At 57.3% G+C, this 20,442-nt stretch carries 18 protein-coding genes; 4 read left to right on the top strand and 14 right to left on the bottom strand.

All coding sequences use genetic code 11. The features are described from left to right. Nucleotides 1-10: 10 nt before the first annotated feature. From ACT3IC_RS16885 to ACT3IC_RS16875, 3 genes are read right to left on the bottom strand one after another with little or no spacing between them, the layout of a single operon-like run. Nucleotides 11-2,212, bottom strand: coding sequence for a polysaccharide biosynthesis tyrosine autokinase (locus ACT3IC_RS16885; protein ID WP_159339579.1), 2,202 nt, complete (start codon nt 2,210-2,212; stop codon nt 11-13). After that, nucleotides 2,194-2,658 (bottom strand): arsenate reductase/protein-tyrosine-phosphatase family protein, encoded by a 465-nt coding sequence (locus tag ACT3IC_RS16880; RefSeq protein WP_103180270.1) that lies wholly within the window; start codon nt 2,656-2,658, stop codon nt 2,194-2,196. The genes ACT3IC_RS16885 and ACT3IC_RS16880 overlap by 19 nt, the downstream gene beginning before the upstream one ends. Next, nucleotides 2,658-3,797, bottom strand: a complete 1,140-nt coding sequence (locus ACT3IC_RS16875) for a polysaccharide export protein (RefSeq protein ID WP_156654886.1) — start codon at nt 3,795-3,797, stop codon at nt 2,658-2,660. Before ACT3IC_RS16875 ends, ACT3IC_RS16880 begins: the two co-directional genes overlap by 1 nt. 499 nt (nt 3,798-4,296) lie before the next feature. Here ACT3IC_RS16875 and ACT3IC_RS16870 point away from each other — a divergent pair, with 499 nt between their 5' ends. Beyond that, nucleotides 4,297-4,629 (top strand): RcnB family protein, encoded by a 333-nt coding sequence (locus tag ACT3IC_RS16870; RefSeq protein WP_473478257.1) that lies wholly within the window; start codon nt 4,297-4,299, stop codon nt 4,627-4,629. Between the two features lie 81 nt (nt 4,630-4,710). On the opposite strand, the gene apbC is transcribed toward ACT3IC_RS16870, so the two are convergent. Continuing rightward, entirely contained in the window at nt 4,711-5,820 is a 1,110-nt protein-coding gene (apbC, locus tag ACT3IC_RS16865; RefSeq protein WP_103180274.1) for an iron-sulfur cluster carrier protein ApbC, read from the bottom strand. 165 nt (nt 5,821-5,985) lie between these two features. Between apbC and metG the strand changes: the two genes are divergently transcribed. Then, nucleotides 5,986-8,019: a methionine--tRNA ligase gene (gene metG / locus ACT3IC_RS16860; protein WP_103180275.1), complete on the top strand. Its 2,034-nt coding sequence runs from the start codon at nt 5,986-5,988 to the stop codon at nt 8,017-8,019. A gap of 105 nt (nt 8,020-8,124) precedes the next feature. On the opposite strand, the gene ACT3IC_RS16855 is transcribed toward metG, so the two are convergent. Genes ACT3IC_RS16855 through ACT3IC_RS16845 form a run of 3 tightly spaced genes read right to left on the bottom strand, consistent with a single transcriptional unit; the run spans nt 8,125 to nt 11,043 of the window. Beyond that, nucleotides 8,125-8,595: a YehS family protein gene (locus ACT3IC_RS16855; protein ID WP_103180277.1), complete on the bottom strand. Its 471-nt coding sequence runs from the start codon at nt 8,593-8,595 to the stop codon at nt 8,125-8,127. A 46-nt stretch (nt 8,596-8,641) separates the two neighbouring features. Beyond that, entirely contained in the window at nt 8,642-9,361 is a 720-nt protein-coding gene (gene btsR / locus ACT3IC_RS16850; protein ID WP_103180279.1) for a two-component system response regulator BtsR, read from the bottom strand. Next, nucleotides 9,355-11,043 carry a sensor histidine kinase gene (locus ACT3IC_RS16845; protein WP_103180281.1) on the bottom strand — a complete coding sequence of 563 codons (1,689 nt, stop codon included), beginning with the start codon at nt 11,041-11,043 and terminating at the stop codon, nt 9,355-9,357. The genes btsR and ACT3IC_RS16845 overlap by 7 nt, the downstream gene beginning before the upstream one ends. 219 nt (nt 11,044-11,262) lie before the next feature. Between ACT3IC_RS16845 and mlrA the strand changes: the two genes are divergently transcribed. After that, nucleotides 11,263-11,997 (top strand): HTH-type transcriptional regulator MlrA, encoded by a 735-nt coding sequence (mlrA, locus tag ACT3IC_RS16840; RefSeq protein ID WP_103180283.1) that lies wholly within the window; start codon nt 11,263-11,265, stop codon nt 11,995-11,997. A gap of 59 nt (nt 11,998-12,056) precedes the next feature. Next, nucleotides 12,057-12,170 carry a protein YohO gene (locus ACT3IC_RS16835; RefSeq protein ID WP_072036698.1) on the top strand — a complete coding sequence of 38 codons (114 nt, stop codon included), beginning with the start codon at nt 12,057-12,059 and terminating at the stop codon, nt 12,168-12,170. Here the strand turns inward: ACT3IC_RS16835 and ACT3IC_RS16830 are convergent. The 7 genes from ACT3IC_RS16830 to ACT3IC_RS16800 all read right to left on the bottom strand — a co-directional run bounded on the left by ACT3IC_RS16830 (nt 12,145) and on the right by ACT3IC_RS16800 (nt 20,166). After that, nucleotides 12,145-12,882, bottom strand: coding sequence for an ABC transporter permease (locus ACT3IC_RS16830; protein WP_159339581.1), 738 nt, complete (start codon nt 12,880-12,882; stop codon nt 12,145-12,147). The two genes, ACT3IC_RS16835 and ACT3IC_RS16830, sit on opposite strands and share 26 nt — an antisense overlap. Further along, complete coding sequence (locus tag ACT3IC_RS16825) at nt 12,879-13,814, bottom strand: ABC transporter ATP-binding protein (protein WP_103180286.1); 936 nt, start codon at nt 13,812-13,814, stop codon at nt 12,879-12,881. Before ACT3IC_RS16825 ends, ACT3IC_RS16830 begins: the two co-directional genes overlap by 4 nt. Further along, a complete protein-coding gene (locus ACT3IC_RS16820) occupies nt 13,807-14,964 on the bottom strand; it encodes an ABC transporter permease (protein ID WP_103180288.1) in 1,158 nt (385 codons plus the stop codon). The genes ACT3IC_RS16825 and ACT3IC_RS16820 overlap by 8 nt, the downstream gene beginning before the upstream one ends. Before the next feature lie 19 nt (nt 14,965-14,983). Beyond that, nucleotides 14,984-15,901, bottom strand: a complete 918-nt coding sequence (gene osmF / locus ACT3IC_RS16815) for a glycine betaine ABC transporter substrate-binding protein OsmF (protein ID WP_473478251.1) — start codon at nt 15,899-15,901, stop codon at nt 14,984-14,986. A gap of 70 nt (nt 15,902-15,971) precedes the next feature. After that, entirely contained in the window at nt 15,972-17,207 is a 1,236-nt protein-coding gene (locus ACT3IC_RS16810; RefSeq protein ID WP_473478249.1) for an MFS transporter, read from the bottom strand. A 50-nt stretch (nt 17,208-17,257) separates the two neighbouring features. Next, the gene (locus ACT3IC_RS16805; protein WP_473478247.1) at nt 17,258-18,817 is read right to left on the bottom strand and encodes an MFS transporter; all 1,560 of its coding nucleotides are present in this window, start codon (nt 18,815-18,817) and stop codon (nt 17,258-17,260) included. Next, complete coding sequence (locus ACT3IC_RS16800; protein WP_159339584.1) at nt 18,814-20,166, bottom strand: glycoside hydrolase family 28 protein; 1,353 nt, start codon at nt 20,164-20,166, stop codon at nt 18,814-18,816. Before ACT3IC_RS16800 ends, ACT3IC_RS16805 begins: the two co-directional genes overlap by 4 nt. Nucleotides 20,167-20,442: the final 276 nt, after the last annotated feature.

The following is a 20,442-nucleotide window of genomic DNA, read 5'->3' as shown; positions in this document are numbered from 1 at the left end:
CTCTCTTTCGTTATCTCGCTTTACTCTTCTCGTTTTCGTGCTGTCCGGCAGAATAACCATAAGCATTGTAACCGGAAGCATAATAGCTGGCCGCCGATTTCACGACGTCGTTCAGAATTGCCCCTTTGATGTTGACCCCCATCTGCTGTAAACGGTGCTGGCTGACCTCCATCTCGCGAACGCTGGTCACGTTAAACCGGGCTACCAGCAGGGTAGAGCCAGCGATCCGACCTACCAGCGCAGCATCGGTGACCGCCAGAACCGGCGGAGCGTCGACAATCACTATGTCGTACTGTTCGCTGGCCCAGGTCATGAATTCACGAAAACGATCGTGCGTTAGCAGCTCTGAAGGATTAGGCGGATACTGCCCGCAGGTCACGACATCAAACTGTCCGCTGGTGTAAGTCTGAATCGCCGCCTGGAAGGTCACTTTACCTGACAGTACATCCGACAAACCGGCATCATTGCGCAACCCAAAGATGTTATGCACGTAGCCTTTACGCATATCAGCATCAATAAACAGCACCCGTTTATCAACCTGCGTCACCAGCGCCGCCAGTGAGGTACTGACCAGTGTTTTACCGCAGTCCTGAGTCGGGCCGCTGAACATGAGAATATTATTTACGGCATCCATCATCGCGAAGTGCAGGCTGGTGCGTAATCCGCGCACGGCTTCGACAAAATTATCCAGCGGCCTGTCGACGGGCAAGAATGGCACATCTTTGATTTTATGCCGCCTGGAGCAGTGGAAGAAATAGCGGTTGCCCACCCGGGTTTTGCTGTGCAGCCAGACCGAATGGGGCAAGGTGGCATAAACGTTAATACCCTCTTTTTCAAGTTGTTCCGGTGCGTTAATGCCGCGTCGTAACGCTGCTTTTGCCAGCACGCCAGCGGCAGAGATAAAGAATCCGAACAGGGTCATAAAAGCGACAATTAACGCCTTGCGCGGCTTGATAGGCCCAGGGTTTGTGGCTGCCGAGTCGATAATGCGCGCATTGCCAATCGTGCTGGAGCGGGAGATATTGAGCTCCTGCTGACGGGTCAGAAGCTGAAGATAAACCGCCCGATTGGTATCCACGTCGCGGCTAAGGCGCAAAACCTGCTGCTGCGTAGACGGCATCGTCTCAACACGTTTGTTCAGTCGTTCACGTTCGCTCTCTAAAGTCTGCCGCTTTTCACGCAGCGCCCGATAGGTGGGGTGGTCTTTTTTAAAGTGCTGAGAGACCTCCGCCTCGCGGAAAGTAAGCTCATTCAGCTGATTGTCAACGTTAACAATCTGTTCCAGCACTGACTTGGCTTCCAGGGTTAAATCCACCGAGTCCCGCTGTTTACGATAGGTATTGAGACGCTCCTCGGCCTGCTCCAGCTCTTGCCGCACCAGCGGCAGCTGGCGTTGCAGAAAGACGAGGCTCTGTGAATCCTGTGCGGCCTGGCGGGCAATATTCTGCTGCAGATAATTGTGCATGATATGATTGAGCGTGTTTTTAATCTGCACAGGATCGTGGCCTGTCAGACTCAGCATCAGGATCCCGCTCTCTTTGCCCTGCTCTGTCACGCTAAACTGACGGCTCAGGGCATTTATCACTTCCAGTGGGCCACGTTGCCGAACCCGGAATTGCGTGCCAGGCGGTGCTGACAATTCACGAACGGTAATGCTCACCCCGCCATGCTGCAATGGTCTACCTACCGTGCCGTGCGCGCTGATACCCTCTCCTTCCAGCAGAAAACGGCCTTTAACTTCAGCGGTCAAGGTCAAAATAATCGGCTCGCCCGCGGTTTCGGGAAGCGTCAGATTATCCAGAATCAATGTGCCGTCGGGTTGACCAGTCAGCTTCGCCCATGCTTTGCCTATCAGCGGCAGGCGAACCTGAGTGATTTCATCGCGTAAGCGCAGCGCTTCCACCGTTTCACCCAGGATCATTCGCGATTTTAGTATTTGAATTTCGGCGCTGGAATCTGGTGAAAGCGCCGGTGTCAGCTGATTTAAGGTTTTGAGAATACTGTTCTGCTGCTTATTTTCTATTTGCACCATCGCATCGGCAAGATAGACCGGTGATGCAAAGAGTGCGTATAACGTTCCGAAGAGCGCAAAAATTAGCGTAATGCCGAGAATAGCCACGCGATGATCGATTAACTCTCCCAGAAGACGTGCCAGATCAAGCTCATGTTGGCTATCAGCCTGACCCTGAGTATTTACAATGTTCGACGACATGTACGTAATCCCTTAACGGTAAGTCGGTTGGCCCATTCCTGGCTTGCTTCGCCAAGCAGGCGAAAAACATATTCAAAAGCTTCCATGCTTTTGCCGTACGGATCGGGTATCTCCTGTTCCCTCAGCCATTGCCCAAACAGCAAGGCTTTGCCACGCACCTCAGGGGCGATAAGCGAGATCCGGTTTATTTGATCTGACTCCATGGCAAGAAGCAGATCGTATTCCCGCATCATTGCTATCGTCAGCGGCCGTGCAACATGATCCGCCAGCGACAGGCCATGCCTGGCAGCAATTTTTTGCGCATAGCGATCCGCCGGGTACCCGGCAAGCGCGCGGATACCTGCGGATGCGATGGTTAACGAGGGGAGCTGTTGCTGTAACAGCCGCTCGCCAATCGGGGAACGGCAAACATTTCCCGTACAAATCACCAGAATGGATCGGATCATTATTCAGGCCACGATTTAATGAAGCGCACTGTTTCGGTCAGATCATGCACGCCGCTGATCGTCGGCACCAGCTGCGTCAATACCCGGTTCCAGCGTGAGACAGGCGCGGTGGTGACATAGACGATATCGTAGGGCTGGAGCTGAAATTCTGTGCCAAGCACCATCGCAGACGCATCGCGGGCATCGAGTTGATAGATACGCGCGATTTTGCCGTCCTGACTGTTGTTGCCGTTGGAGCGAATGACGAAGATACCGGTCGCATCGGCCATGCTTTGGTTCAGGCCACCCGCGTTCGCCAGGGCTTCTGCCAGCGTCATGCCGCTGCGATCCATCTTGAGGGTGCTCTGTTTCACCACTTCACCCATGACAAAAACTTTCAAGGCATCATTGCGTGGTACAAACAGAATATCCCCCGGCCACAGCAACCTGTTTTGCGTCAGGTCCCCGTGCTGCATCAGGGCATAGAGTGAGATCCGGGTGTCCTTACCCTTGTGCGTCAGCACCACATTTCGCCAGTCCGCATCCGGGGAGAGGCCACCCGCCGCATTGATCGCATCCATTATGGTCAGCGGAATATTGGTAATTGGCTGCTGCCCTGACTTAACCACTTCGCCAGTAACGTAGGCTTTTTGCGAACGAAACGCCGCGATACTGACGTCAACCTGCGGGCTTTCAATCACTCTGTCCAGGCGGGCGGTGATCTCTTCGCGCACCTGGGCGAGCGTTTTTCCGGCAACGTGCAGTTTACCGACGTAAGGATAAAAGAGCGTTCCGTCTGCGCCGACCCAGTTTCCGGTGTCGCTTGCGCTACGGTACTGCCCGGCAGGGGTTGTAAGTTCAGGGTGATCCCAGACGGTGATCATCAGCACATCTCCGGGGCCGATACGGTACTCCCAGTGCTTTAATTGCTCATCCAGATTCGGATTTGCCTGAGATTTCACCTGGCTTGTGCGAAGCTGTTCAATCACGGAGGGCGTTAATGGCCAGACATCCATTTTTTTATTTAAATCATATGGATTGTCAGTAACCGCAATATTATTTTTCCCGGAAGTATTTATATGCTGGCCAGGCGTAATGGTGCAGCCTGTCAATAATAGCGCGCAAATAAAACTTACACTGGTGCGGAGTGGTATTGTCATTAATAAGAGGTGCTCTATTATATTCCGTTAAATGCCCACGCATTTCCCTGTAGCTCTCATTAAATTTGCTACATTATTAAATTTAAAAATATTAACTATAGTCAGAGAGTTACAAAAAAATAACCTAATAAAAAAACACTGGCCGTACTGGAGATTGTCTGTTGATATCTTTTAAAAAAAGCAAATCAAAAACAGCACAAATTAATCAAACGGCATCATAAACATTCCACAGAAAAAATAACATAGCACCTTGACGACTATTATGTCTGAAGGCAGTGATTTAAGAATTTATAAAAAGAAAGATAAACACTATAAATCTAAATCAGGAAATAAATTCACAATGTAAATATTTAAAGCTGATGCGATTAGCGGGGGGATGTGTTGATTTGTTACATTTTTTACACCCTTAGCCAACCGGCAAAACATAAAATAGACTATCTGTTGCTCAGCCACGAAACGGCAGAACAAGAGTAATGGCCACGGTAAATCTGGAGATAAAATGACTAAAGGTAAAATTCTACTTCTGGGCGTATTGATGTCACTGGCGAGCGCAGCATTTGCTGCCCCACAAGCCGCAGTGGCCCCCTCTGGCATCCAGGCCTATGAGGAACAGGAGTTTGTAGCCGATTTTACGAAATACAAGATTGGTGATTTCGCCCCGGCGCAGTACCTGACACCTGAGTACACCATCAAGCAGTATAAGCTGCGTAACCTGCCTGAACCGGATGCGGGGACCCACTGGACTTACATGGGCGAGAACTACGTACTGGTGGGTGATACGGACGGTAAGATCTACAAAGCGTATAACGGCGATATCTTCTACCACCGTTAATCGCTTAATGCGCCAGGTGGCGCTTCGCTTACCTGGCCTGAGGTGCAGGCCCGCGCAAGCAAAGCGCCACCCGGCAAAGGCTTACACCGCGCGGAACGCGATGTCGCCCGGGATCACCTCACCCTGCCAGTAAAGCTGTGCGGCAACGCGATCTGCCAGCTGACGATACATCTCAGCGAACTCACTTTCAGGGCGGTTGACGACGGTCGGCTTGCCGCTATCCAGATCTTCACGCAGCGTAATGTGCAGCGGCATCTGTCCCAGCAGTTGGGTATGATACTGCGCAGCCAGTTTTTCTGCCCCGCCGGTGCCGAAGATGGCTTCATGATGACCACAGTTGCTGCAAATATGCATGCTCATGTTTTCAACGACACCCAGCACCGGCACCTCAACCTTCTCGAACATCACAATGCCTTTTTTGGCATCAATCAGCGCGATGTCCTGCGGAGTGGTGACGACCACCGCGCCGGTCACCGGGATGTTCTGCGCCAGGGTCAGCTGAATGTCACCGGTGCCCGGCGGCATATCGAGCACCAGATAATCGAGATCCGGCCACATTGTCTCCTGCAACATCTGCATCAGCGCCTTGCTGGCCATCGGCCCGCGCCACACCATGGCGTTGTCGTCGGTAACCAGATAGCCAATGGAGTTGGTCGCCAGACCGTAAGCCATAATCGGCGCCATATGGGTGCCATCCGGCGAGGTCGGACGCTGATTTTCCGCGCCCAGCATGTTAGGAATTGACGGGCCATAGATATCGGCATCCAGAATACCGACCTTCGCCCCTTCAGCGGCCAGCGCCAGCGCCAGGTTCACGGCGGTGGAGGATTTCCCTACCCCGCCCTTGCCGGAACTGATAGCAATGATATTTTTCACGCCATTGATACCCGGATGGTTCTTCACCCGTTTCAGCGTGGCGATGGTATGGGTTAATTTCCAGTCGATGGCTTTCGCCCCGGTGATGCGCAGCAGCTCGGCGCTGGTTTGTTCTTTCAGCGTCTCGAATGCATGGCTCCAGACGAAAGGCATATGCAGTTCGACATGCAGGGTATCATCCAGCCACGCCACGTGATGTAACGCTTTCAGCGTGGTGAGATTGTGCTTCAGGGTGGGGTGCTGAAAATTAGCCAGCGTCCCGGCAACCATTGCGCGCAAGGCTTCCGGTGATTTGGCCTGGGATTGAGAACTCATCCCGACTCCTTTGTAGTTGTTCTGAAAAAGAGATGTAATTACCAAGTTTACCCCAGAGGTAACAATTATTCATTTATGGATTAATGCCCTTATCACTTGGCGTAGTTATTCCCTTTCGGGTAACATCAAAAACCCTTTTTACAGCTAAAAGAAGTAATACCTACTATGACTCAAGTCGCGAAAAAAATTCTGGTGACGTGCGCTCTGCCGTACGCTAACGGCTCCATCCACCTCGGCCACATGCTGGAGCATATCCAGGCTGATGTCTGGGTCCGTTACCAGCGAATGCGCGGCCACGAGGTAAACTTCATCTGTGCAGACGACGCGCACGGCACGCCAATCATGCTGAAAGCGCAGCAGCTGGGTATCTCCCCGGAGCAGATGATTGCCGAAATGAGTCAGGAGCATCAGACCGATTTTGCTGGCTTCGACATCAGCTATGACAACTATCACTCCACGCACAGCGACGAAAACCGCGAACTGTCGGAGCTGATCTACACCCGTCTGAAAGAGAACGGTTTTATCAAAAACCGCACTATTTCTCAGCTCTACGATCCGGAAAAAGGCATGTTCCTGCCGGACCGTTTCGTGAAAGGCACCTGCCCGAAATGTAAGTCGCCGGACCAGTATGGCGATAACTGCGAAGTGTGCGGCGCGACCTATAGCCCAACCGAGCTGATTGAGCCGAAGTCCGTGGTATCCGGCGCGACCCCAGAGATGCGTGACTCCGAACACTTCTTCTTCGACCTGCCTTCGTTCAGCGAAATGCTGCAGGCGTGGACCCGCAGCGGCGCGCTGCAGGAGCAGGTGGCGAACAAGATGCAGGAGTGGTTTGAATCCGGCCTGCAGCAGTGGGATATCTCCCGCGATGCACCCTACTTCGGCTTCGAAATCCCGAACGCGCCGGGCAAATACTTCTACGTCTGGCTGGATGCGCCTATCGGCTACATGGGCTCCTTCAAGAACCTGTGCGACAAGCGCGGCGATACCGTAAGCTTCGACGAATACTGGAAAAAAGATTCCACGGCCGAGCTCTATCACTTCATCGGCAAAGACATCGTTTACTTCCACAGCCTGTTCTGGCCAGCCATGCTGGAAGGCAGCGGTTTCCGCAAGCCGACCAACCTGTTTGTCCACGGCTATGTCACCGTGAACGGCGCGAAGATGTCCAAATCGCGCGGCACCTTCATTAAAGCCAGCACCTGGCTGAACCACTTTGATGCCGACAGCCTGCGCTACTACTACGCGGCGAAGCTTTCGTCCCGTATCGACGATATCGACCTGAACCTGGAAGATTTCGTGCAGCGCGTCAATGCCGATATCGTGAACAAAGTGGTCAACCTGGCCTCCCGTAACGCCGGCTTTATCGCCAAGCGTTTCGACGGCGTGATGGCGGCGGAACTGGCCGATCCTGAGCTGTACAAAACCTTCACCGACGCGGCTGCCGTGATTGGCGAAGCGTGGGAGAGCCGCGAGTTTGGTAAAGCGGTGCGTGAAATTATGGCCCTGGCCGACCTGGCGAACCGCTACGTTGACGAGCAGGCACCGTGGGTAGTTGCCAAACAGGAAGGCCGCGACGCTGACCTGCAGGCGATCTGCTCCATGGGGATCAACCTGTTCCGCGTACTGATGTCTTACCTCAAGCCGGTTCTGCCGCAGCTGGCCGCGCGTACTGAAGCGTTCCTGAACACCGAACTGAGCTGGGACAGCATCAATCAGCCGCTGCTCGGCCATAAGCTGAACGCCTTCAAGGCGCTCTACAACCGCATCGAGATGAAGCAGGTTGAAGCCCTGGTTGAAGCCTCGAAAGAAGAGGTGAAAGCCGCCGCCGCACCGGTAACCGGCCCGCTGGCGGACGATCCGATTCAGGAAACCATCACCTTTGACGATTTCGCGAAGGTCGATCTGCGCGTGGCGCTGATCGAAAACGCGGAATTTGTGGAGGGCTCCGATAAGCTGCTGCGCCTGACCCTCGATCTGGGCGGCGAGAAGCGCAACGTCTTCTCCGGCATCCGTTCCGCCTACCCGGACCCGCAGGCGCTGATTGGTCGCCACACGGTGATGGTGGCGAACCTTGCGCCGCGCAAAATGCGCTTCGGCATCTCTGAGGGGATGGTGATGGCCGCAGGTCCTGGCGGGAAAGATATTTTCCTGTTAAGCCCGGACAGCGGTGCGCTGCCTGGTCACCAGGTGAAATAAATAAAAAAGCCGGAGATAATCTCCGGCTTTTTTTATGCCTTTTTGCCGGGTGGCGGCTTCGCCTTACCCGGCCTCCATAACCTGTAGGCCCGCCGCCGGGCAATATTACGGCTTCGCGGCATGCACCCGGTTGGTGAGCCCACGCAGGAAGTAGCGCAGGAATTGATCCCCACACTCGCGGTAGTTTTTATGGTCCGGCGCGCGCATCATGGCGGTGATTTCCGGCATTGAGACACGGAACTTTTGCTCGCTCATGATGGCCAGAATATCGTCGGTTTTCAGTGAAAAGGCGATGCGCAGCTTCTTCAGCACCGTGTTGTTGTTTACACGACGCTCCAGCGACAGCTCAGGCGCAGATTCATCTTTGCCACGCTTGTGGTAGATCAGGCCGTTCAGAAAACCGGAGAGGATGATGTCCGGGCAGCGAACAAACCCCTCCTCGTCCTCTTTGGTCATCCAGGTGTCGAACCCGGCCGAGGTGGATTCCATGTCGGCAAGCGCAAGAATGCGCACCATGTCGTTGTTATTTGCTTTCAGGGTGTAGCGCAGGCTACGAAGAATATCATTACTGAGCATAGAGCCTTCGAGTGTCGATGATGCAATGGCGCGCAGTGTAGCAGTTTTACAGCCCTATCGCCTCTTTCAAACTTTTCAGGTAGCGACGGCTGACCGGCACCGTCTGTCCGGCGCGCAGCACCAGTTCCGCCTGACCGTTCTCTTCAAGGCGGATCTCTTTCAGATGCGCCATGTTCACCAGGTACTGGCGATGGCAGCGCAGCAGCGGCGTGCGGCTCTCCAGAGTACGCAGCGTCAGCTCGGTAAAGCCCTCTTTGCCTTCATGGCTGGTGACAAACACCCCGCTCATCCGGCTGCTGACAAAAGCCACGTCCTCCATCTGCAGCAGATAGATCCGGCTGTGGCCGGTACAGGGGATAAACTTCAGCGGCTGCTGGTGTTCCGCCAGCAGCGATACGTCCTGCACGTTGCGCTCCTGGCGCAGACGGTTGAGCGTTTTTTCCAGCCGCGGCTCTTCGATGGGTTTCAGCAGATAGTCAAAGGCGTGCTCTTCGAACGCTTTTACCGCGTATTCATCAAAGGCGGTGAGAAAGACAATGTAGGGTCGATGTTCCGGATCGAGCATGCCCACCATCTCCAGGCCGCTGATGCGCGGCATCTGGATATCCAGAAACAGCACATCGGGACGCAGCTTGTGCACGGCGCTAATGGCTTCAATGGCGTTAGCGCACTCGCCGACAATCTCAATATCGCTGTGCTCCTGCAGCAAAAATCGCAGGTTTTCTCGCGCTAACGGCTCGTCATCGACAATCAGCACATTCAACATGCGTGTTCCTCCAGAGGCAGTCGTAAGGTTATACGGGTAAAGCTGTCGGGCTCACAGGTGACGGTAATGCCGCAATCTTCGCCAAAATGGGCGCGCAGACGCTTGTCCACCAGCCCCATTCCCAGGCCTCCCCCCTCTTTTGCACCGCTATAGAGCCCGGCATTGTCTTCAATATCCAGCACCAGATAGCGGTTAAAGCGGCTGGCGGTGATGGCGATCTCGCCGGTGCCCAGCAGCTGGGAGGTGCCATGCTTGATGGCGTTTTCCACAATCGGCTGCAGGGTAAAGGCTGGCAGCTGCTGCCAGGCCAGCTCATCCGGCACCGACAGCGTCACCTGCAGGCGCGACTGGAACCGGGCCTGCTCGATTTGCAGATAGGCATTCACATGCTCAATTTCATCCGCAAGGGTGACAATTTCCGAGGGCCGCTTCAGGTTCTTACGGAAAAAGGTCGAGAGAAACTGCACCAGCTGCGTTGCCTGATCGCTGTCCCGACGGATCACTGCCTTCAGGGTATTGAGGGCGTTAAACAGAAAATGCGGGTTCACCTGAGCGTGCAGGAGCTTGATCTCCGACTGGGTGAGCAACGCCTTCTGCCGCTCATACTGCCCGGCGAGGATCTGGGCCGAGAGCAGCTGGGCGATCCCCTCTCCTAATGTTCGGTTGATGGAGCTGAACAAACGGTTTTTCGCTTCATACAGCTTGATGGTCCCCATCACCCGCTGGTTTTCACCGCGCAGGGGGATCACCAGCGTCGAGCCCAGCTTGCACTGCGGATGCAGCGAGCAGCGGTACGGCACTTCGTTACCGTCGGCGTAGACTACCTCACCAGTCTCGATGGCGCGAAGCGTATATGCGGACGAAATCGGTCTGCCTGGCAGGTGATGGTCATCGCCGGTGCCGGTAAAAGCCAGCAGCTTTTCGCGATCGGTAATGGCGACCGCGCTGATATCCAGCTCCTGGTGCAGCACCTGCGCCACCTTCATGCTGTTCTCTTCGTTAAAGCCCTGACGCAGGATCCCCTCCGTCGAGGCCGCGACCTTCAGCGCCGTTGCCGAAAAGGCCGAGGTGTACTTTTCAAACATGGCCCGCTTATCAAGCAGGATGCGCATGAACAGCGCGGCGCCTACGGTGTTGGTGACCATCATCGGCGCGGCAATGCTGCCCACCAGATGCAGGGCGTCCTCGAAGGGACGGGCGATCAGCAAAATGATCAGCATCTGCACCAGCTCGGCCACCAGGGTTATCGCGCCTGCAGTAAGGGGACTGAAGACTTTATCCGGGCGACCGCGACGGATCATCACGCTGTGGACGAGGCCGCCAAGCAGCCCTTCGACAATGGTCGAAATCATACAGCTCAGCGCCGTCATGCCGCCCATTGAGTAGCGGTGCAGTCCCCCGGTCAGCCCCACCAGTCCGCCGACAACCGGGCCGCCGAGCAGGCCGCCCATCACCGCGCCGATCGCACGGGTGTTGGCAATGGAGTCTTCGATATGCAGGCCCAGATAGGTGCCGAGAATGCAGAAGATAGAGAAGGTGACGTAGCAGAGCAGCTTGTGCGGCAGACGAACGGTGACCTGCATCAGGGGGATGAACAGGCGTGTTTTACTCATCAACCACGCGATGACCAGAAACACACACATCTGCTGAAGCAGCAGCAACACCAGATTAAATTCGTACATACCCACAAACCGCAAATTCTTAAAGCGCGTAACATACACCGAAGCGCAATAACTTTCTTTGCAGTCAAAGCACGAAAATGTGTTTTCGTGTGAGCCATCACACCTTTAGCCGAACATAATCTGATATTCGCATTTTTTTTGGGAAAAAAGAGCGAAACTTCCTGGTTCAGCATTCTCCGTCTACAGTTAATCTGGGCATGCGCAAGCCGGAGGGAAAACATGGCGCTCTACACGATAGGAGAAGTGGCACTCCTGTGTGATATCAATCCTGTGACGTTACGGGCATGGCAGCGACGTTACGGATTACTGAAACCGCAGCGAACCGACGGTGGCCACCGGCTGTTTACGGATGCGGATATCGACCGGATCCGTGAGATCAAAGGCTGGATCGATAATGGCGTCCAGGTCGGGAAGGTTAAAACGCTATTGAGCCCGGAAGGTCAGAAGGAGCAGGACATCTGGCGCGAACAACAGGAGGTGCTGCTGCGTTATCTGCAATGCGGCCATCTGCACCGTCTGCGTATATGGATCAAGGAACGAGGCAGTGAATACCCTGCGCAAACCCTTATTACCCAACTGTTCATCCCGTTACGAAGGCGTCTGCAATCGCAGCAGCCCACGCTCCAGGCACTGCTGAGCGCGCTGGACGGCGTGCTTATCAACTATATCTGTATTTATCTTGCTACGGCGCGAAAGAAGAACAGCAAAGATGCGCTGGTAGTCGGCTGGAACGTGCACGACACGACTCGCCTGTGGTTTGAAGCGTGGATTGCCGCCCAGCAGGGCTGGCGCGTCGACGTGCTGGCGCATTCGCTGGCTCAGCTGCGCCCGGAGCTGTTCGACGGACAGACGCTGCTGGTCTGGTGCGGAGAATCACCGACGGCGGCGCAGGAGCAGCAGCTGACCCAGTGGCAGGCGCACGGCTATCCCGTCTTCCCGCTGAAAGGCAATTAATGGTTCATTAACACCCGCGCTTCACCGTATAATCGCCCTGTTAACATCAGGAGCACATTATGAAGGCAACCAAAGTCGCGGTTATCACCCTCTTCTTTCTCATGGCCGTCAGCGGTATTGGGGGCGTGATGCTGGCAGGTTATTCGTTTATTGTCCGTGGCGGTGTTGGCTGAGGCTTCGTGCCAGCCGTTCGAAGGCGCGATCGACCACAATCGCCGCCAGCGCCACCAGCAGCGCACCCTGGATAATATAGGCGGTATTAAAGCCACTTAAGCCGATAATAATCGGCGTCCCCAGCGTGTTTGCCCCTACCGTTGAGGCAATGGCTGCGGTACCGATATTCACAATCACCGAGGTGCGGATCCCCGCCAGCATCACCGGCGCGGCCAGCGGCAGCTCGACGTTGCGCAGGCGCTGCCAGCCACTCATCCCCATCCCTTCGGCTACGCTGATGGCCGCCGCGGGCACTGCCGCCAGCCCCGCCAGCGTCGCCTGTAAAATCGGCAGCACCCCATAGAGGATCAGCGCGATAATCGCCGGCTGCTGGCCAAAGCCCATCACCGGTACCGCAATGGCCAGTACCGCCACGGGCGGGAAGGTCTGCCCGACGGCGGCGATGGTCTCCACCAGCGGGCGAAACTCCCGGCCCGCCGGCCGCGTTACGGCAATCCCGGCGCCTGCCCCCACCACGATGGCAAAGAGGCTGGAGATGCCGACCAGCCAGAAGTGGGCGAGCGTCAGGCTAACGAAGCTCTCCTGCTGGTAGACCGGGCGCGGCAGCTCCGGGAACAGCGCGCTGAAGAGCGGCGCGCTGTAGGGCATCAGGAACAGGAGCGCCACAAACAGCGCCACCAGCCACAGAAGTGGATCGCGTAATAGCCTCACGACGCCTCCCGGGCCAGCAGATCGCGAAACCAGAGCGTGCCGCACGGCCTTTCCTGATCGTCCACCACCGGCAGACGCTCACAGCCCTGGCTGACAAATGCCGAGAGCGCATCCCGCAGGCTCATGGAGGCCCGCAGCGGGCTGGACTCGCCCGAGGTGATTTCCGGGCGCATCGACTCGCCGACCGTGCGCAGCGACAGCAGGCGTACGCCCAGTTCGCTGCGGCCAAAAAACTCGCGCACAAATCCATTCGCCGGTCGGGTCAGCAGCGCCAGCGGCGTCCCCTGCTGCACTACCCTGCCGCTGTCCATCAGCACCAGGTGGTCTGCCAGCCGGAGCGCCTCGTCGATATCGTGCGTTACCAGAACAATGGTCCGCCCCAGAATGCGATGGATGCGGGTCATCTCCAGCTGCAACGCGCTACGGGTGACCGGGTCGAGGGCGCCAAAAGGTTCATCCATCAGCAGCACCTCCGGGTTAGCGGCCAGTGCCCGCGCCACACCGACCCGCTGCTGCTGCCCGCCTGAAAGCTGGTGCGGATAGCGCTCACGCAGGGCAGGATCCAGCCCCAGCAGCGCCATCAGTTCATCCACCCGGTCGTCAATCTGTTGCCGAGGCCATTTTTGCAGCTGCGGCACGGTGGCGATGTTGCGCGCCACCGTCCAGTGCGGGAAGAGACCGATGGACTGAATGGCATAACCCATCCGCCGACGCAGCTCCAGCACCGGCAGGCTGCGGATCTCCTGCCCGGCAAAGCGGATCAGACCGCTGTCATGCTCCACCAGTCGGTTGATCATCTTCAGGGTGGTCGATTTGCCCGAGCCCGAGGTGCCCACCAGCACCGTGAAGGCCCCTTCGGCAAAGGTCAGATCCAGATTGCTGACCGCGGGCTCGCCGGCAAAGGTTTTACTTACATCATCAAACTCAATCATCGGTTCTCCTTCGCAGCAGGGCGATCCACAGCGCAAACAGCGCGTCCACCACCACCGCCATCACGATGGTCGGTATAACGCCCAGCAGCACCAGATCCAGGGCGCTGCTCAGCAGCCCCTGGAACACCAGCGCGCCGAATCCTCCGGCGCCAATTAAGGCCGCTATCACCGCCATCCCCACGGTCTGCACCGCCACTACGCGCAGGCCGCGCAACAGCACCGGCAGGGCCAGCGGGAGCTGGATCTGCCAGAAACGCTGGCGGCTGTTCATCCCCATCGCGTCGGCGCTCTCCAGCACCTCGGCGGGCACCTGGCTGAGCCCCGCCAGCACCCCGCGCGCCAGCGGCAACAGGGCATAGAGCACCAGGGCGATCAGCGCGGGCGTCAGGCCGGTTCCGGCAATGCCCAGCGAAGACAGCCACGGCCAGGCGCGGGTCAGCCCGGCAAGCGGGGCAATCAGCAGGCCGAACAACGCCACGGAAGGGATGGTCTGAATGATATTCAGCACCGCAAACACTGGCCCCTGAGAGGCCGGACGGCGATAACAAAGCAGCCCCAGCGGCACGCCAATCAGCAGGGCCGGGATGAGGGTGCCCAGCAGCAGCGTGAGGTGCTGCTGCCCGGCATCGTTAAAGACATCCTGCCGGTTGGCGTACTCTTTCATCAGCGAGAGGGCGTTGAGTTCGCCGCTGAACAGCAGCAGCAACGGCAGGATCCAGATTTGCGCCTGCAGCAGCCAGCGCCAGAGCGGCGGCAGGTTAAGCCGACGAATGGCATCGCTGCAGGCGAGCAGGCAGAGCGCCAGCCAGAGCCACAGGCCGCTGCCCACGGCAGTGCGCGCCAGCGGACTTTCGCTGCTGGCAAGATGCGTGGCGGCAAGCCCCGCGCTCCAGACCAGCCCGGCGAACAGCAGCTCGCACACCACAAGCGTCGCCACCACTGCCCCGCGACCACGCATCAGTGCAAGCACGATTAACAGACCCGGCACAATAAGCAGCAGTGCAGGCGAGAACGCCCACACCTGCCAGACGGCACGCCCTTCCCCGGACACCAGCCGGTTCGGGGCAAAATTCACAAAGGGTAGCGCGGCTGCAGCCAGGGCAATGAGAGCCATCAGCAGCAGCACGCGGTTATGACATCTTATCGGCACAGCACAGTCCTGCGGCGGGTTATTTCACCAGCCCTTTTTGCTTCAGGTAATCTGCCGCCACTTTTTTGGCATCCAGCCCCTCGACTGCAATGCTGGCGTTCAGCTGTTGCAGGGTTTTCTCATCCAGCGTTTCAAATACCGGCTTCAGCCAGGCGTCCAGCTCCGGATAAGCCTTCAGCACCGCCTCGCGCACCACCGGCGCCGGGGCATAGATCGGCTGAACGCCTTTTGGATCGGTGAGGGTTTGCAGACCCAGCGCCGCTACCGGGCCGTCGGTACCATAGGCCATCGCCGCGTTCACGCCCGAGGTTTGCTGAGCGGCTGCTTTGATGGTGACGGCGGTATCACCCCCCGCCAGTGAGAGCAGCTGGCTCTGATCGAGCTTGAAGTCATAGGCTTTTTCAAAGGCAGGCAGGGCATCCGGGCGTTCGATAAACTCGGCTGAGGCGGCGAGTTTGAAATCACCCTTCTCTTTCAGGTAGCGGCTGAGATCCTCAAGGGAGGTGAGTTTGCCTTTCTCCGCCACATCCTTGCGTACCGCGATGGTCCAGGTGTTATTCGCCGGAGCCGGGGTAAGCCAGATTAGCTTGTTCTGTTCGGCATCGAGCTTTTTCACTTTCTCGTAGCCATTGCTGGCATTTTTCCACGCCGGGTCATTTTCATCTTTAAAGAAGAAGGCCCCGTTGCCGGTATATTCCGGGTAGATATCCAGTTCGCCTGAGGTGATGGCGCCACGCACTACCGGGGTAGTACCCAGCTGCACTTTATTGACGGTTTTGACGCCATGGCTCTCCAGCACCTGCAAAATAATATTGCCCAGCAGCGCCCCTTCCGTATCAATTTTCGACCCGACCTTTACCGGCTCCGCTGCCTGTAATGGCAGGCTCAACGCTGCCATCAGCGCCGCTGAACCAACAATCCCCTTTAAAATAGTCATTCCGCTTTCCTCATGATTTTGCCGCCTTTTTCAGAGGCTTGAGAGAAAAGCGTAGTCGATAAGTGGCGTTTTAGCGCGTCTCAGGCAGTTTTAACGGCAGGGTAAGCACGCTGGCGGCAAAGTAAAGCATGGCGATCACCCACAGCGTCCCCTCCACGCCGAGGGGGGCCACGCAGAGGGTGACAATCAGCGGCCCGACAAAGTTGCTCAGGCCGGAGCCCAGATTGAGGCAGGCGATCGCCGCGCCTTTGTTATCAGGAAGCAGGGAGGGGATCAGCGCGCTGAGCGGCCCGAACGCCCCGAGCCCAATGGCATAAAGCGCTAAGGCGCAGAACAGCGCGGGCTCGCTGTTACCAGACAGCACCGGGGCGTAGCATACCGCCACCATCGCCAGCCCGCACAGGGTGCCGGAGAACCAAACCACCGTGTTACGCCAGCCGATGGTGTCCCCCAGCCAGCCAAAGAAGTAGCTGGCGAAAATATTAACAACGTTCACCAGCCCCCAGATGGTGAGCCACGTCGCGATACTGAAGCCAAAGCGCGGCAGGTAGACCGGCATCAGGATCACCAGCGAAAATTTGCCGATGTCGTTGATGGTTTTGACGATCACCGCGAGACGCATTTTAGGCTCCCGCACCATCACCATGATCCCTTCGGTGAGTGCCGCCCCCATGCTGCCGCCCTGCGCCGTCTGCGGCCGATCGGGATTGAGCACCAGCGCGCAGAACGCCCCCAGTACCACAAAGATAAAGCCGCTCAACAGGGTGGCGGTTTCGCCGATCCGCGGCAACATCAGGCTGGCGTACCACGGTCCGATAATGGTCATCCCCACGCCAAAGGCGATCCAGAACCAGGAAACCGCCCGCCCCAGGATACGCGGCTCGCAGCGCTGGTTAATCCAGACCAGAAACGAGTAGGCAAACAGCGGGTAAGCCACGCCGCGCAGGGCGTAGCTGGCGACCATCAGGGGGTAGTTTCCCTGCGGCAGGGCATAGCCGATAAACGGGATCGAACCGAGAAAGTAGATCGCCGTGGCACTCCACATCAGACGACGCAGGCCCAGTACCCCCGCGCCGATCCCCGCAAACCAGGAGATCACCGCCACGCACAGGCCGAACACCGATGAGAGCAGGCTGATGTGAAACGCATCAAAGCCGCGGTTTTGCAGCATCGAGGCCAGCCAGCTTTGCTCGATGGTGGCACCGGTAATAAACAGAAAAATGCCGATAAAACCCCAGCTCAGTTCCCGGGGCAGACCCAGTCTGGCCCAGATCCCTTGCTGAATATATACGCTGTGTTCTGTCATGTGCTTCGTCCTGAAAGACCGGGGGCCCGGACCCGGTCAGCCTGTGAGGATCAGGCGTTGGTGAATTGCGGAGGGCTCTGACGCGCCATCATCCGTTTGCGGTTGAGATAGCCAACGGTGTTCTCGCCCCAGCAGTGCTCATACGGCATACCGGTCAGGCTTTCGATAACCGCACGGTTTTCCGCGCTGACGGTCGCCTTGCTGCCGCCCTGCTTCAGGCGCGCCACCTCTTCGTTCAGAATGGCGTGGGTGCGGCTGTTGATGCGGAACTGGCAGGCCGACCAGATCCCCCAGACGGTGAGGATCATCGGTAGCACAATCATGATCACTATGATCATGTTGATGGCCGACTGCGGCTGCGCGGACTGCCCGGAGACAAAGCCCGACATCTGCAAAGCCACGCCAACAAGGAAAATCGACATCGCCTGAGAGGCCTTACGCAGCAGACTCATAAAGCCGGCGAAGATCCCCTCCCGACGCTGACAGGTGAGGATCTCGTCCACGTCTGCCACGAAGGTGTAGTTATTCCATGGAATGGCGTAGATCCCGCCGCGCGCCAGGCCGGCAATCGCCGCCCCGGCATACAGCAGTACCATCCCACCGGTCTGGTGGAAGTACGCTGACACCAGCAGGGCAAAGGCCACCAGAGCCATTGAGGCCTGGGTGGCGAAGGCCCGGGACGGGGAGTAACGCAGGGTCAGCCAGGTGGCGATCCCGACGCCAAAGAATTGCAGGGCATTGATCACGCCGAGCAGGTTAGAGGCCATCACCGACGAGGTCATTAGGGCGAAGACCACGAAGTAGGTAAAGACGGAGTTGAAGATATCCTGCGCCACTGAACCGCCCAGATACATCCCGAGGTGCAATCTGAACGTTTTGATTTTCAGGGTGGAGAGGAAATCGTAATAGATATGGTACGTCCGGGTTGCCAGCGGCTCCTTCTCTTCCTCTTCACTGTGGGCTTCGCTCTGCTGGATCTCCTCCAGCGAACGTTCCCAGGTGCCGAAGTAGACAAAGAACAGTACGATCATAAAGGAGACGGTGAAAATGGCGCCGGTATAAAAGAATGACGCTGACGACTCCGGCCCGAAGTATGCCACCAGACGTCCCGGCAGGAAGGCGGCAGCAAAACCGGCCAGCTGGGCGATATACATGCGGGCGCTGGTGAGTTTTGAGCGCTTTTTGAAGTCGGAGGTCATCTCTGCCGACAGGGTGTCGTACGGGATGATGATCATGGTGTAGACGATCTCAAACAGGATGTAGAACAGCAGGTACATCCAGTAATTGAAGCCCTCCACCCACAGCAGGCTGTAGACCGACACCAGCGGGATGCTGGCCAGCAGGAAGAAGCGGCGACGGCCAAAGCGTCGGCCCAGCGCCGTCTTATGGAAGTTATCGGAAATGTAGCCGATGACCGGACACATGATCACATCGACAATACGCGCCACCGCAAACAGCGAGCCCGCCTGAATCGGCGTCAGCCCGCAGAAGGTGGTTAAGAAAAACAGCAGCCAGGCGCTGACCAGCGTGAAGGCACCGGAGCCAATCACATCTGCCAGCCCGTAACAGACATAGTTACGCAGTTTAATTTCTCGCACTTTTTTTATCATTTTGTATTCCCTGTATTCGCCGGGTAAGTTCGGATGCTCTCTTCATCCCAGCCCGCAGGTAACGGCAGCGGACGGGCAATCTGGATGACGTGCAGCTGTAATCCCTCAACACCTGCGGCATAGAGCGCGGGCAGTCCGTGCGGATAGCGTTCTACGCCGTAGGCGCGCCCCGTTTGCGGGTTAACGCGCCAGGCGTTATCCAGTCCCATCCCTGTCGGGCGCGCGGGGTTACAGGGAGGGCGCACGTCATAGCAGCCCTGCTCCTCGCTGGCGCTCAGGCGCTGAGAGAAGCTCAGCCCGTTAAAGGTGATGTCGTGAATGGCGCCCGGCACGTCGCTGTGTAGGTTGATAGCCCCTTCCCCGCTTCCGCTGAGGCTTAAGAACGTGACCTGGCTTATCTCGCCGGGCGCGACGTTGGGCGCGCGGTGGCGGACGGAGACAAAGACCGGATCGGCTTTTCCCCAGTGGCAGGGATCGCCGTGCCGGCAATCAAAGACGATATTGCTGAACAGCATCTGGCTGAACCGTCCGCCGTCGCGGGAGACCAGGCCGATGGCGCGGTTGGATTCGAAAATGACGCAGTTGCTGACCACCAGGTTGCGGATGTCGGCAAAGGTCTCGGTGCCCACTTTGATGGCGCAACTTTTTGAGCGAATGATGCAGTTATTGACCGTGACGTTCTCCATCGGCTGCTGCAACGCTGCGCTTTTGGCGGTGGTCTTCAGGCAGATGCCGTCGTCGGCGGCGCTGAAATAGCTGTCGCTGAGGTGCACATGCTGGCAGCTGTCGAGATCCAGCGCATCGGTATTGGAGAGCGCCAGATCGTTATCAATGGTGATCTGTTTGATAAAAACATGCCTGCAGCTGACCAGGTGCACGGTCCACATGGGTGCGTCGTACAGCGTGATATCGGCGATCCGCACCTGCTCGCACCCTTCCAGCACCAGCATGCGCGGACGATGGGTTTTCGGCTGACGGTAGCCCTGGGCGTCCGGCGCTGGCGCAAACCAGGCGCTGGCATTGCCGTCGATGCAGCCTGGACCGCACAGGGTCAGGTGATGGGCATCACGCGCATAGAGGAGCGCCATTCTGGAAAGCTCGGCCATGCTTTGGGTTTCGCAGGCCTGGTAGTCCGCCTCATGGGGGCTCGCCAGCAGACGCGCACCGGCTTCCAGATGCAGGGTGAAGTTTGACGGTAATACCAGCGTGCCCGTCAGGTAGGTACCCGGCGTGATCACCAGCGTACCGCCACCGGCCTGGGCGAGGGTCGCAATCAGCCCCTGGAGGAGATCGGTGACGGGAGTCAGACCGCTGCGGTCGAGAACGACATTTTCTAACGAGAGCTTCATGTTGATACCTGTCAGCTGTTAAGTGACAGGCATTTAACGCCGTTTTATCCCCCTGCTCGCGGGCCCTGTCTGGGGATTTTGAGCGAAGAGTGAAGATCGTCACGCCAGGATAAGGCGGTAGAAAGGGCTTTTGATGGGGTTCACGTTTTATCAGGGGCGGCAAAAATGAAGTGTGAAAATCATCACAAATCACCCGCCGGTGAGGAATAAAAAAGAGGGAATCAGGTCGGTTTCAGGCGGGACGGGAAAAAAATTGCGGGGCCGATCACGAATCAG

This window comes from Leclercia sp. GHBNCSD (assembly GCF_055805075.1).
This window is presented reverse-complemented; position numbering and strand designations above follow the sequence as displayed.